Below are 13,757 nucleotides of genomic sequence, written 5' to 3'. Positions count from 1 at the left end.
GTACTCGAGTGCGCCGTTATCGCCCGCTGAGTCGAGCGGGCGTCGTCGGCAACATCGCGCTGATCGCTCTCACGGGCGCGGTCGCGTTCTTCTTCGGATTGCAGCAGCTGACGTTTCCGGTCGTCTTGGCGAATGTGCTGCTCGCCGTCACCCTCGCCGGCCTTCTGGGGTTCCTCGGCTCGGGGTGGGCAATGCTCGGCTTGGCGGTCGCGTTCTTCGGAGGGCCCCTTGCAACCGAGTTCTTGCTCGTCGGCGCGCAGCTGTCGATCCAGACCTGGTTCATGAGCCTCATCGCTGGTTGGACCCTCGGGGCACTGGCCCGGCGGCACGTCGATAGGGGACTCCCTGGTCGCGACCGAGCCTCGGGACCTGCACTGCAGTGGTGGGTGCGCGGCCGGCGAAACGTGCAGAACTCCCCGACCCTGGCTCAAGTGGAGGCGAAGGTCCGCGCCCTCGACGGCCGTGAACGTACGTTGGTCTGCGTCATCGATCGAGATCGTCAGATCAACATCTGTGGCGATGCCGCACGGGAGGTCATCGTCTTCAGGACTGAGGACGTGACCGATGGAGAGCGGTGGGAGCTTCCGCTCGGCGGCCCGGTTGATGCGTCGGATGTTGTCGAGATCGCCATGGGAAACGTTTCTGCTCCCGTGGCTCGAGGCCTCACGGTGGACGTTGAAGCGGCGCTGAAGATCGTTGAAGCGTTTCTTGCGAAGAAGAGGGTTGATAGTGGCGCAGGGACCTGGCGCGGTGGTGAGGTGTTGACCGTTCGGCCTTCGCTGCCGTGATCGATGGTGGCGCACTTCAGGGGGCGTCACTACGAGCGCATGGGGAGCGCATCCCGCAAGCTACGGCGTTGATGGTGGTCTCGCCCGGTGCGGTCGAAGGGTGGCGTGGGAACGCGAGCTGAAGAAATCTCACGGCAGGCCGGTGCTGGTCCAGGGGAACAGGGTGGTGCCGGTGGCGTGGAGGCTGCTGTCAGCTGGGGTAGTCGCCGCAGGACTGTGGTTGGCGTGCTCGCAGGATGTGTTCGGTGGCGCGTGGTTCACCCGCGTCTGGTGTAGCGCGCTCCTGCTGTTCTTCGGGTTACTGGGACTGATGCTGGCGGTGAGTACCATCCGCACCCGGGTCAAGGTGTTCCCCGACCGACTCGAGGCGACCGTCAACTTCCGCGGCACCAGGACCATCCGTCCTGGCGAACTCGCCCGCTTTCGAGCGTCAGGCAAAGGCAACGACGTGGTCAGCGCCGCTACCGCTCGCGGACGACGCGGATTTCGGTCGAACCGGTTCCACCGTCACTACGACGTACTGAACGACTGGCTTGATCGGAACGGCGGCGAGCCTTGGGTCGAGCACCAGGCCTTCTTCATCAAGCTCACTCACCAGACGAAGCCGCAGCCAATCCGCAACGCGCTGTCGATGCTGACCATCGTCGCGTTCCACCTTTTCACGCTTGCCATGTTCCCGGGACTGTTCGTCATGAACGCATACGACAGCGCGCACCGGGAGCGAGTCACTTGCACGGCGACGTCTGCGGAAGCTGTCACACTGGCGAGTCGGTCCGCGAAGGGCGTCGGCGCTTCTTACGCTGGTGTGGGGTTCGACGCGCCTGACTGTGGCCGTCTGACCTATTCGAAGACGATCTCGTTCGGGAACCAAGACGCTTTCGCTCGCCGCTACGACCGTGCCCCCGGGGAGTGCGCATTCACCGTCGGTGGCGCGTCGTTCTGGGTCAGGGAGCATGCGCCGTGGGTGCCGCTGGCCCCGGAGGTGTACGGCGTGAGCGAGCCGGGTGAGCCTGCGGCCGGTATCGATGAATGACTCCGGGGCTGCGCGACTCGCACGGCGAAGACGCGTCCGGCGAGACAGGATCCTGGCTTCGATCGTCTTCTCCGTCTTCGTGCTCGTTCCCTTGCTGGGCTTCTTCGTCGGGTCGATCACGTTGAAGGTCTACGACGCAGGACACCGGCTGCACGTCGTCTGCAGCGTCAGCTCCGCGCACAGCAGTGCGGACTCGTCTCACTCCCTGAAGGGCGTCGGCTCGTCGACGTCGCAGGTCGTGCTCGAGACGTCCGACTGCGGAACGCTCGTGCAGAGCTGGGGTGTGAGCCGCGACAACGAGGACGAACTGGCGCGGGACGTCATCGAGGGGGAGCGCTACCGGTTGAACGCCGGCGAGGGTTCCTTCACGATGCGGGCATTCCTGAACACGATCCGCCAGGCCGTGTACGTGAAGAGCTTCGAGCCCGTGCGAACACGGTAGGTCCGTCGGCCCAGTGCAGCAGCAGCGCGCCGCTCAGCGCCCGAAGGCCCCGATGAACTCACCCCACTGCGCGGGCGCCCGCTGCTCGAGCCATGCACAGAGCTCGGGATAGGCGGCGTCGATCGACAGGACGCTGATCACGCCGCGTTGGCCGTTCACCTTGATGTCCAGGCCACCGAACCGGTTGGTGGTGGGCCGGATGCGCTTGATCGCCGCCGGGTCGACGGTCCGCGCGGCACGGAACATCGGCGTCACGACCAGCTGCGAGTCGTACGCCTCGACGCGACGGCGCTTCTGACCGACTCCGAGGTAGACGAACAGGATCCCGAACAGCACCATGCCGACGCCGGCGATGAGCATGCCGATCGCATCGGGGTCGTCGAGCAGGCTGAGCGTGGCCAGGAAGAAGAACCCGCCGACGACGACGAAGACGATGCCGATGATGCGGAGCAGCAGGTAGCTGAACCGGCGCGCGCGGACGGTGAAGAGCACGCCGTACGCCTCGTCGCCGACGACGGAGGACGGTGGCCGCTTCCTGTCGCTCTGACGGACGAGCGCGCTGACGACGGCCGGGATGGCGACCATCGCGGCCAGGGCTATCACCACCGGCGACAGGTTGATGTTCACCCGTCCGCCCCCGTTCGTGCGTTCGTGCGCGGTCGTTCGAAGGGCATGACGCCCTGGTCCCCCTGGATCATGCGTGCAGAGTATCAGCGGGCTGTGAACAGGGACGGGTAAGCCCGCAGATGCTCTATGTTGGATTTCAGCGGCGAGCTGTGGCCCGAACGGGGGTGGCTGGCGGGGCCGACCCGCCCGGACCCGACGCTGTTCAGCAACTAGCATCGATGTGCTCGACGATTCTCTTGGGGGGAAGACCGTGATCAACCAGCGTGCCGGGAACACCGGAACACGAAGCACCAGTCGCCGACTCGTGGGGGCGGTCGCCGTGACGGGGATCGCTGCGCTGGTACTCGCTGGCTGCACTTCCGACGACAAGCCCGTTTCTGACCCCTCGCGGGTGCTGCAGACCGTCGACACGCGCCTCGCCGCGGATGGTTCGATCACGTCGATCTCGGACACCGCGATCTCGGTCGCCGGCAAGGACTCGTCGTCTTCGACGACCGAGCACGACCCCGCGAAGGCAGCGAGTGACCTGCCACTGCGCATCACGACGCAGTACTCGACGAAGAAGAAGACCGGGACGGACCTCGCCGACCTCGACGGCTACTCGGGTCGGGTGTCGATCGACCTGACGATCGAGAACCTGACGGTCAAGTCGAAGAACCTGACCTACGACGTCGCGGGCACGTCGCGTTCGACCCCGGCACTCGTGGGCGCGCCCTTCAGCATCGCTGCGTCGACCGTGCTGACGGGGACCGCCGCGGACCGCGTCGTCACGGACTCCGCCGACTCCGGCTCCTCGACCGACGGTGTCGTGAGCACCAACGAGGACGGCGACGCGGTCGTCCAGTGGGGACGGCTGCTCGCCCCGCCGACCTCCGGCGCGAGCAGCACGCTGCACCTCGTCGCCGACGTCGAGGACTTCACCGCGCCGACCATCGACGTCGCGACGCAGCCCGGGCTGTCGACGGACCTGTCCTCGACCGGCGTCGTGAACGCGGCGTTCGGGTCCGACAACGATTCCGAACTGGCGCTGCAGCGCCGCACGATCGACCTCATCGCGCAGGTCAACGAGGTGCTTGCCCGTGCCGGCGGCACCATCACCGAGGTCCGGTCGAACCTCGAGACGACGTCCGAGACCCTCGGCGTCAGGACGGCGGAACGCCTGAAGGAGAGCAGCTCCTCGCTGGCGAGCACGATGCAGTCGCTCTCCGAGCAGCTCGGCTCCCTGAACGGCGATCTCGGCACCACCGTGAAGGCCACGCAGTCGACGGTGTTGCAGCAGCTCCAGCAGACCACCACGAGCCTCGACAGCCTGCTCGGCGACACGTCCGCGACCGCGCCGGCAACGGTGCTCGACGGCAACGGCTGCGCGGCCACACCGAAGACCCCGTCCGCCGGGGGCAGCGTCTACGGCAACCTGCTCCGCGTCTCGGCGCAGCTCACCGGCTACGCCGACGCCAGCGAGGCGTGCAAGCAGCAGGTCAGCACGCAGCTGGCGGGATCCGTCGGCCCGGCGTCGCCGGACGCGGCGACGTGCGCTCCTCAGGAGGCCCGTGGTTCGTTGACCTGCGCGCTCTGGGAATCGTCGCGTGCGGTGAGCACCTCGTTGATCGGTCTGGTCAACACCGGGCAGCAGCTCGCCGACCAGCTCGACCCCAAGCTCGCGGACTCGGCGATCGAGCAGTCGGACGCCCTGCGGGCCAAGCTCGGGGAGATCGACACCGCCGTGCAGGCGCTCGGCAGCGACGGCACCGGTGAGGTCGCGCGCACCCTGCAGGCGTTGCAGGACCTGCGTGACCAGACCGCTGACGACCTCGGCCCTGTGCGCGACGCCGTCACGACGGTGAACCGGCAGGCCATCGCAGCGCGCGCCCTCGTGGGCGGCGCCGGCGACGGTCTGTTCAGCACCTCGATGCAGGCGCAGAACCGCGAGGTCGCCGACCAGCTCTGCGCTCTCGCGGCGACCGACCAGCTCGACGCGGAGCAGGCGGATGCGCTGCGCGGGTACCTGACCACGACGCCGTGCCCCGGTGCCGAAGAAGGCACGACGCTGAAGCCCGGTGGGCGGTTCAGCACCCCGATGGACGAACGCCTCACGGACCAGGCGGAGCAGTGGGATGCGGTGGTCGCGGCGACCGATCTCCGTTCAGCGACCGGTATCGGTGCCGCGGTGACGACGCTGTCCGACGACGTCGAAGCGCTCGACGACGGCATCGCCGAGGTGCGTCGAGCGGTGCGCGACGACGGTGGCTCGGTCGACGGCGCAGCCCGCCAGCTCGAGGAACTCGTCGAGCAGGCAACGAAGTCGAGCGCAGTGGTCGGCACCCAGCTGACCGCGATCAGCACGCAGCAGACCGAGCTGCAGGACGCCGTCCGCAAGGCCTTCGCCGACGCGTCCACCCAGTCCGAGAAGGACGTCCAGAAGATCATCGACCAGCAGGTGCGGCAGGTCAGCGAGACGGCGAAGGGCAGTCGTGACGCCGTCATCTCGGCCTTCGACAAGTCGATCGCCGGCCTCCGTTCCACCTCTGGCGAGGTCACGAAGGACTCGAAGGGCACGATCGACGAGCAGCGGGGGACACTGGAGCGGGAAGGCTCCGAGCTGGCGTCCGCCGTCGACCGCCAGACGGCGTCGAGCCTGGAGCAGATCGCCGCGAGCACGAGTGCTTCGACGCGCGACGTCCAGGGCGCGTCGACACTGCTGACGGGCGACCTCAACCGGGTGATGCTCGACCTGGGTGACCGCAAGGTCAACGGATCCGGCATCCTCGGCGCGATGGCCACGAGCGCGGCGAAGTCCGACTCTGCGGACTACCAGCTCGCCCTGGCATCGCAGAACGCCGCCGGCTACGCGAACGTCCGCGCCGAGGACGTCGCCGGGATCCTCCTCCAGCAGGAGCAGTTCCGCGCCTCGATCGACGCGGCGACGACGCTGCCGGCGTTCCAGCTCAAGGTGCCGGCCAGTGCGACGTCGACCACGCTGTACACCTTCCGGATCGGGGCTGAGCGATGAGCGACCAGACGACCGACCAGACGATCGACCAGACCGAGGGCACCGACGCCGGGCGTCCGCGCAACCGACGCCGACTGCTCATCGTCGGCATCGCCGTGCTCCTGGTGGCCGCGGTGGTCGCCGCCGTCCTGACGTTCCGGGCGATCGGCAGCAGCGCGCCTGCCGAAGCCGTCCCGGCCACGGTGCCCGTGGGCATCACCGTCAGGGGCGTTCCGGAGGACACGAAGATCGGCGTCGTCGTCACCCTGGGCGACGGCGAGGGCTCCGAGTGGAACGAAGCGGCGCAGGGCGCCCTCGTCGCCGAGCGACGACTCGCGCTCGGCGGAACCGACATCACCCTCGTCACGAAGAACGACGGAGGGACGACCGCTGGGGCGAAGGCCGCTGTCGCCGACCTCGCCGAGAGCGGCGTCGCGGGCATCGTCGTCGCTTCGTCCGGCGCGCACGTGACCGGAGCGCTCACCGCTGCGGCGGCGAAGGGCGTCCCGGTCGTGCTGCCCTACGCACCCGCCGAGAAGGACTCCTGGACGACCGCCCCGGCAGCCGGCTCGGTCAGCAGTGCCATGACTGCTGCGCTCGGTGACGCCGGATCACCGCTCCTCGTCGACCTCGGCGGCGGTGCTCCTGCAGGGCTCCGGGTGGCGCACGTCATCGACGGCGACGACACCTCGGACACGGGCTCGCTCGCCGAGACGATCGCCGCACGGACCGGTGTGAGCGGTGCGGGCGAGGGTGCCGACGAAGCGCAGGACACCGACCGCAAGGTGGACCCGGACTCCGATGCGGTCGTCATCAGCGGTTCGGCGCAACGACAGGGCGCCCTGGTGGCAGCACTCCAGGCCGCCGACGTCACGGTGCCGGTCATCCTCACCCCGGACGCGACGAGCCCGGCCTTCGGCGCAGCGCTCGTCGACGGCGGTGGCAGCCTGAGCGGCACCTTCCGGACAGTCGGAGTGGCCACCGACGACGCACGGGCGCTCTCCTCCGACGCCGAGGGGCGGGCGATGTCCGCGTTCCTCGGTGGTGTCCGGGTGCTCGCGGACGATGCAGACGCCCAGAACCTGACGGGCGACCGGCCCTTCTCGGCGGTGGCGGGAGCAGCGGACTCCCGGAGCCACGACGCCGTCGTCGCGCTCATCCGCGCGGTCGGGAAGGCCCAGAGCGTGGAGCCGACCGACGTCACCGACGCCCTCGCCACGCTCGACCTCGACTCCGCGGCGGGGATCGCCGGCCCGCCGCTCGACTTCACCCGGCAGCAGGCGCTCGGCGCACGCGCGACGGTGCTGTCGGCCTCGGCGCAGCAGCTCGGTCTCCGACCCGCCAACGTCGCCGCTGGCGGCTCCGATGACGCATCCGGCGACGACGCGGCCCAGGCAACCTCGCTGGTGTGGTTCGAGGACTCCACCGCACGCTGACCCACCCACGCACGGACCCCCGAGAAGGACAACGCGAGCATGCGCCTGCTGATCGAGCTCGACGACCGTCGCGAGGCGGTCGAGGTGGACGGATGGTCCGGCGCGTCCTCCCTCGGAGAACTCGTCGCCGCCGCGATCGGCGTCGAGCTCGACGCCGAGACCTCCCTCGCGGTCGACGGACACCGAACCAGCGCGGCGACTCCGCTGCGTGACCTCGTCCTGCTCGAGGGGTCCCGTGTCGGACGCACGCCGCAGGAGCGCCCGCAGTTGGTCGACGACTGGAGTGTCACACTCGCCGGGGGGCTCGACGCGGGTCTGGTCGTGCCGATCCCGCGCAGCCGGAAGCTCGTCGTGGGCCGGGCACCGCAGGCCGACGTCGTGCTGCCCACCGAGAGCGCGTCGTGGGAGCACTGCACGATCGAGCGCGAGGACGACGGGGTCCGCGTGCGTGACGCCGGGTCGACGAACGGCACCGTGATCGCGGGCGAGCGCATCGATGCCGAGGGAGTCCTGCTCACCGGGACCACGAGCGTCATCGTGGGCGGCGCCGTGCTGTTGGTCCGGCCAGCGCTGGACGAGGTCCCCGTGCCGGCCGCGGGCTCGCTGGCCAACCTGACGCCCGCGGCGACCGCGCCGTTCAACCGCCCGCCCCGAGCCGGGCGGAACACCGAGACCGAGACCGTCGACCCACCCGCCAAACGCGAGGTCCCCCAGGCCTCCAAGTTCAGCTGGATCACGGTCGCAGCGCCTCTGGTCCTCGCCGGGGCGATGGTGCTCCTGCTCGGCGACGCACGGTTCGCCCTGTTCGCGCTGCTGTCTCCGGTCACCGCGATCGGCATGTGGTTCGAGCAGAAGCACCGTCGGGCGAAGAACCTGAAGGAGGAGGACACCCGCTTCGCCGAGGCAGTGGAGTCCTTCCGGGGTGAGATCGCCGAGGCCGCAGCGGTCGAGGCCGCCCGTCGGCAGGAACTCGTCCCCGACCCGGCCACCGTCGTCCGCCGGGCCGAGCTCCCCACCACCCTGCTGTGGCAGCGACGTTCCCAGGACACCGACTTCCTGAGCCTGCACGCCGGCACCGGAGACGCACCGTGGCGCCCCGAACTCGATCAGCGGGCCGCGTCGTCCAAGCTCGAGGACGAAGCGAAGGCGGCCATCGCGGACAGTCGCCTGACCGCAGCACCGGTGGTGGCCGACCTGTCCGACGCCGGCGTCGTCGGGATCGTCGGTGACCGCGAGGGAGCACTCGCGCTGGCGCGCAGCCTGCTCGCGCAGGCCACCGTGCACTGCGGTCCCGCCGACCTGACGGTGGGCATCTTCTGTGACGCTGGCCGTGCCGATGACTGGGGGTGGGCCTCCTGGCTGCCGCACGCGCGCGTGGCGGGGAGCAGCACCGGTGCCCGTTGGATGTCGGCACAGCGCGACCAGAGCGCGGCGATGCTCCGAGGGCTGCGGGAGTCGCTCGACGAGCTACCGACCCCGAACCTGCTCGTCGTGGTCGACTCCGAGGTGCTCACCGAGGGGCGCGATGCGCCCGCCCGCAACCTGCTCGGCGAAGGGCGCACCGTCCCCGGACAGTCGCTCCGTCCCGGTGAGCAGCCACGGCGGGTGAGCGGGATCGTCATCGCGACCAACGAGCAGCAGCTTCCCGCAGCCTGCACGACGATCGTCACGGTCGGTGCCGACGCCGCCGCGACGGTCTACCGGCCGGAGGACCGGACCCGCGTCGAGGACGTCGTGCTCGCCGGACTCAGCGTCGAGACAGCCGAACGGAGCGCCCGCAGCGTGGCGCACTTCGACGATCCCGAACTGCTGGTTCCGGGGGCGTCCTTGCCGTCGCTCGTCCGCCTGCCGGAGCTGCTCGCGGGGGACGACACGGTTCCGCGAACCCAGACGGCCACGAGCCCCGTCGACACGATCCGAGCGGCGTGGGGCGCCCGCACCGGCTTCTCGACCCCGATCGGGTCGTCGGAGAGCGGCGTCCTCGAGCTCGATCTGGTCCGCGACGGGCCGCACGGTCTGGTCGGTGGCACGACGGGTTCGGGCAAGAGCGAGTTCCTGCGCTCGCTCGTCGCCGGGCTCGCTGCACGCAACGATCCCACCCGCCTCAACTTCCTGCTCGTCGACTTCAAGGGCGGCGCCGCGTTCGCCGCCTGTGAGCGACTGCCGCACACCATCGGCACGATCAGCAACCTGGACGAGCAACTCGCCGACCGTGCGATCCGTGCACTCGAGGCCGAACTCGAGCGTCGTCAGCGGGTGTTCGCCGCAGCCGGCGCGGACATCGACAACCTCGACGCCTACCTGGCGACGAAGCCCGACGAACCGATGCCGCGCCTGCTCCTCGTGGTAGACGAGTTCGCGATGCTGGCGAAGGACTTCCCCGACGTCCTCACCTCGCTCGTCGCCGTCGCCGCGGTCGGTCGGACACTCGGCGTCCACATGATCCTCGCCACCCAGCGGCCTGCTGGCGTCGTGAGCGAGGACATCCTGGCGAACACCAACATGCGGGTGGCGCTGCGGGTGCAGAGCCGCGAGGACTCGACCAACGTGATCGGCGTGCCCACCGCCGCGGGTATCGGTCGCCAACAGACCGGTCGCGCGTACGTGAAGCTCGGGCAGGACGACATCACCCCGGTGCAGACCGCGCTCGTCACCGGCCGTGCTCGCGACGAGCGTGCGGAGCAACCGGTGTCCGTCCGACCGACCGACGTCTTCGGCGTGCCCGCTCCGATGCCCGCTCCGGCGCCGACGGCGGCCGACGTCACCGACCTCGACCAGCTCATCGAGGCGATCGCGCAGGCCAACGCCGCCGCCGGGCACGCCCCGCCGCGACCGATCTGGCCCGAGGCCCTCGGCGATCGCGTCGAGCTGGCCGAGCTGGCGCCCGTCGTCGGACCGCTGCGGACCGTGCCCGTCGCCCTGGCCGACGACCCGGACCACCAGCGCCAGGTCACGACCGGGTGGGACCTCGACGAGGGCAACCTCATGCTCATGGGCATCCCCGGCAGCGGGACGAGCACGGCCCTCGCCACCCTCGCCTTGCAGCTCGCCGAGGCGACGAGCCCGGACGACCTCGACCTGCTGGTGCTCGACATGGGTCCAGGCGACCTGGCGCCCCTCGCGCAGCTTCCGCACACGACCGCCTACGTCGGCTCCGGTGCCGGCGCGGGGGAGGTGCAGGCGCGGTTCCTCCGGCACCTGCGCGTCGAGCTCGAGCGACGTCGCGCCACTCCGGGTGGCCGCCGGGCAGTCGTGTTGATCGACGGCCTCGCGGCCCTGCGCGACGAGTACCAGGACTTCGAGGGGCAGCTGCTGCTCGACGCCCTGTACCGCGTCTACGCCGAGGGGCCCGCGCTCGGCATATCGTTCGCCGTCTCGACGACCCGCGCCAAGGCGGTCCCGTCCGCGATGGACGAAGTGACGACCCAGAAGTGGATGTTCCGCCTGGCCGACCCGTACGACTACGCCTCGATCGGCGTCCGCCCGAAGGACGTCCCACCGCCCGTAGCCGGTCGCTTCATCGACTCGATCCTGCGGCTGCAGTCCCACGTGGCGACGCCGGGCGTCCCGCTGGCGCAGGCCGTCGATCGCCTCGTCGAGCGCTGGCCCGGCACGGCTCCGAAGGCGAGTGCGGTCGGTCGGCTGCCCGACGCCGTCCTGGTCGACGAACTCGGTGCGGGTGCGGTGTTCGCGGGGGAACCGTGGCGGATCCCGATCGGGGTCGCCGAGGACGATCTCCGTCCCGCAGCGCTCGAGGTCTACGACGGCGAACACGTGCTCGTTGCGGGTCCAGCCCGGTCGGGCAAGTCGACCGTGCTCCTGGCGCTCGCGGCCCTCGCTCGCGCCGCGGATGGCGTGCGACCGGCGGTCTGGGCGATCTGTGATCGCCGTTCGCCGCTCGCCTCCGGGGACTTCGACCGCATCGCCGTCGGCCCCGACGAGGTCCCGGCTCTGCTGGCCGGGCTGCGGCTCGAGCGTGGACCGGTGCTGCTGTTGATCGACGACGCGGAACGCTTCGATGACGGCGACCAGGCCATCGCGACGCTGCTCGCGACCGAGCGCCCCGGGCTCTGCGTCGTCGCGGCGGGCCGCTCGGCGGACCTCCGATCGCTCTACAGCCACTGGACACGAGCGGTCCGCAAGTCGCGTTGCGGCGTCCTCCTGCAGCCGGACGTCGACTACGACGGCGAGTTGCTGGGCGTCACGCTCCCGCGCCGAGCACCGGTGGCGCTGACCGTGGGTCGCGGCTACGCGTCCTCCGGCGGCGCCGTCCGCCTCGTGCAGACCGCGTCCGCAGGCAGCTGACCGACTGACTGACGGACTGGAGGCCCGTGGCGACGCCGCCACGGGCCTCCACGCTGTCAGCTGGTCGCGCGACCGACGCGCTCAGCCCCGACAGGCCCGCTCAGTCGCGCGTCGTGATCCCGAAGGGCGAGCTCTCGAGGTTCGTGAAGTTCCCCACCGTCGCCCGGACGGTGCACGACGGGGCGACGGAGAGTGCGGTGACCACGAGCCCGTCGGACGACACGGCCAACGCGCCCGAGCAGCCGTCGGCGAACCGGACGCCGGACTCACCGCCGGCCACGTCGACGAGCATCTGCGACGGCCGCCCGCTGCTCGGACTGCGGTAGAGCGGGTTGAGCTCGTCGGCACCGTTCGGCCAGACCGGCACCAGGGTCACCGGCAGCGCCGTCTGGCTGACCGTCCGGTCGGGCGTGCGGACCTCGACGCCCTGCAGCCGCTGGACGGGGTAGGCAGTCCCGCGGACGGCGTCGTCGGTCACGGCTGTGGTGGTCGCCTCGCCGACACCCTCGAGCCAGGTCTGCAGCGCGGCACCGTCCTTGACAGAGAGTGGCACAGAGGCCTCGACCGTGACGTCTCCACCGGCGGGGACCTCGACGCCGGACAGGCTCCACGCACACGCCGTGTCCACACCGGTCAGCGACGGCTGGTTGCGCTTCGCCGTGATGCCCTCGCCGGACCAAGTGGCCGCGGGGCAGGAGTCTCCCGACCGAGCACCTGGCAGCACCTCGAGGAACGGTCCGCTGAGGGTGGCCGCCTGCGCCGCGTACGTGATGCGCAGGTCCACGGTGCCCTTCGCCGGGTCGATGGTGGCACGCCGTGTGGTCGCGAGGCCGGTGGGAAGCGGCTGGTCCTGCTGGTAGGCGTTGGCGGCCTGTGCGGTCGCGGAACCGGGCCCCGGCGTCTTCTGGAGAGCTCCGGGCAGCCACACGACGCCACCGACGATCAGTGCGGCGACGAGCACGACGCCGATGCCGCCGAACAGGAGCGCACGGTTGGTCAGCCATTCGGGGCGGGCGAACCGACGCGTCGGTTCGGGCTCGGCGGCCGGTGCGGCGGGCAGCGGCTGCCGCGCCATCGGCCGGATGACGGTCTGCGACCCGGCGGGGCCGAGCTCCGGGGCCGGCCCGACGACCGCGGTGTCGTCCCCGGTGGCGGTGGTCTGGGATCCCGTCGCGTCGTCGGGGCGGACCCCACGGACGACGGTCGCCGGACGCTCGACCTCGTCGAACGAGTCCGGGTCGCTGGAAGCGACCAGCGCGGATGCCGAGGCGAGGGACCGTGCGAGCCGACGGAGAGTCCCCGCCGCGTCGGCCGCCGACGGCCGGGCGTTCGGGTCCTTCGCCAGCAGGGCAGACACCGCCGTCCACAACGGGTCCGGCACGTCGAGTGGGGGCGGGTTCGACGTGACGTGCCGGTACGCCACTGCGAAGTCCGTGCCAGGCCCGGCGAACGGCGTGCGACCGGACAGCAGCTCGTAGAGCATGACCCCGGCGCCGTAGACGTCGGCGGCCGGACCCGAGCGGCCGTGGCTGATCGACTCGGGTGCCATGTACTGCGGTGTGCCGAGGAGCCCGGTGGTGGTGCGCTCGCGCTCGGCGACGACGGAAGCGATGCCGAAGTCGCTGACCCGGACGTCGCCGGTCGCGCCGGACTCCCACGGGGCCTGGAGCAACACGTTGTCGGGCTTGACGTCACGGTGGGTGACGTCCTGCTCGTGCGCCGCAGCGAGGGCGTCGAGGGTCTCGGCGGTGATGGTCAGGGCGTCACGCGGAGTGAGCGGCCCGTTCGCCGCGAGCAGGTCGCGGGCGGATCCGCCCGGCACCAGGTCCATGACGATCGCGAGCCGGTCACCCTCGACGACCAGGTCACGGACGCGCACGACGGACGGGTGCTGCAGGGCGAGGAGCACGGAGCGCTCCCGGACGAAGCGCTCGACGATCTGCGGGTCGGCGGCGAGTTCGGCACGCAGGAGCTTCGCTGCGAAGGCATCACCGGTCGCAGTGTGTTCGACGCGCCAGACCTCACCGGTGGCACCGGTCCCGAGCAGTTCGACCAGTCGGTAGGACGCACCGAGCGGTTCGCCCTGGCCGTACTGCCCTTGACGGTCCTGCGCCACGCGTTCCCCGATTCCCCCGAT

At 70.6% G+C, this 13,757-nt stretch carries 8 protein-coding genes; 6 read left to right on the top strand and 2 right to left on the bottom strand.

The annotated features are described in order from the left end of the window. Positions 1 to 8: 8 nt before the first annotated feature. From H489_RS32830 to H489_RS32820, 3 genes are all read left to right on the top strand, one after another. The gene (locus tag H489_RS32830) at positions 9 to 788 is read left to right on the top strand and encodes an Imm1 family immunity protein (protein ID WP_017888086.1); all 780 of its coding nucleotides are present in this window, start codon (positions 9 to 11) and stop codon (positions 786 to 788) included. 100 nt (positions 789 to 888) lie between these two features. After that, the gene (locus H489_RS32825) at positions 889 to 1,821 is read left to right on the top strand and encodes a hypothetical protein (protein WP_017888085.1); all 933 of its coding nucleotides are present in this window, start codon (positions 889 to 891) and stop codon (positions 1,819 to 1,821) included. 79 nt (positions 1,822 to 1,900) lie between these two features. Further along, complete coding sequence (locus H489_RS32820) at positions 1,901 to 2,263, top strand: hypothetical protein (protein ID WP_017888084.1); 363 nt, start codon at positions 1,901 to 1,903, stop codon at positions 2,261 to 2,263. A 33-nt stretch (positions 2,264 to 2,296) separates the two neighbouring features. Here H489_RS32820 and H489_RS32815 read toward each other — a convergent pair whose 3' ends face one another. Next, on the bottom strand, positions 2,297 to 2,890 hold the full coding sequence (locus tag H489_RS32815) for a hypothetical protein (RefSeq protein ID WP_017888083.1): 594 nt from the start codon (positions 2,888 to 2,890) through the stop codon (positions 2,297 to 2,299). A gap of 391 nt (positions 2,891 to 3,281) precedes the next feature. On the opposite strand from H489_RS32815, the gene H489_RS32810 reads away from it, so the two are divergent. Genes H489_RS32810 through H489_RS32800 form a run of 3 tightly spaced genes read left to right on the top strand, consistent with a single transcriptional unit; the run spans position 3,282 to position 11,620 of the window. Further along, positions 3,282 to 5,900, top strand: a complete 2,619-nt coding sequence (locus tag H489_RS32810; RefSeq protein ID WP_017888082.1) for a hypothetical protein — start codon at positions 3,282 to 3,284, stop codon at positions 5,898 to 5,900. Continuing rightward, complete coding sequence (locus H489_RS32805) at positions 5,897 to 7,315, top strand: hypothetical protein (RefSeq protein WP_017888081.1); 1,419 nt, start codon at positions 5,897 to 5,899, stop codon at positions 7,313 to 7,315. Before H489_RS32810 ends, H489_RS32805 begins: the two co-directional genes overlap by 4 nt. A 39-nt stretch (positions 7,316 to 7,354) precedes the next feature. Further along, positions 7,355 to 11,620: an FtsK/SpoIIIE domain-containing protein gene (locus tag H489_RS32800; RefSeq protein ID WP_017888080.1), complete on the top strand. Its 4,266-nt coding sequence runs from the start codon at positions 7,355 to 7,357 to the stop codon at positions 11,618 to 11,620. A 100-nt stretch (positions 11,621 to 11,720) separates the two neighbouring features. Here H489_RS32800 and H489_RS32795 read toward each other — a convergent pair whose 3' ends face one another. Then, the gene (locus H489_RS32795; protein ID WP_031260226.1) at positions 11,721 to 13,736 is read right to left on the bottom strand and encodes a serine/threonine-protein kinase; all 2,016 of its coding nucleotides are present in this window, start codon (positions 13,734 to 13,736) and stop codon (positions 11,721 to 11,723) included. Between the last annotated feature and the right edge of the window lie 21 nt (positions 13,737 to 13,757).

The organism is Curtobacterium flaccumfaciens UCD-AKU (assembly GCF_000349565.1).
In the GTDB taxonomy this organism is placed as follows: Bacteria; Actinomycetota; Actinomycetes; order Actinomycetales; family Microbacteriaceae; genus Curtobacterium; species Curtobacterium poinsettiae.
Note: the sequence above shows the minus strand (reverse complement) of the source record. Positions and strands in the feature narration are given on the sequence as shown.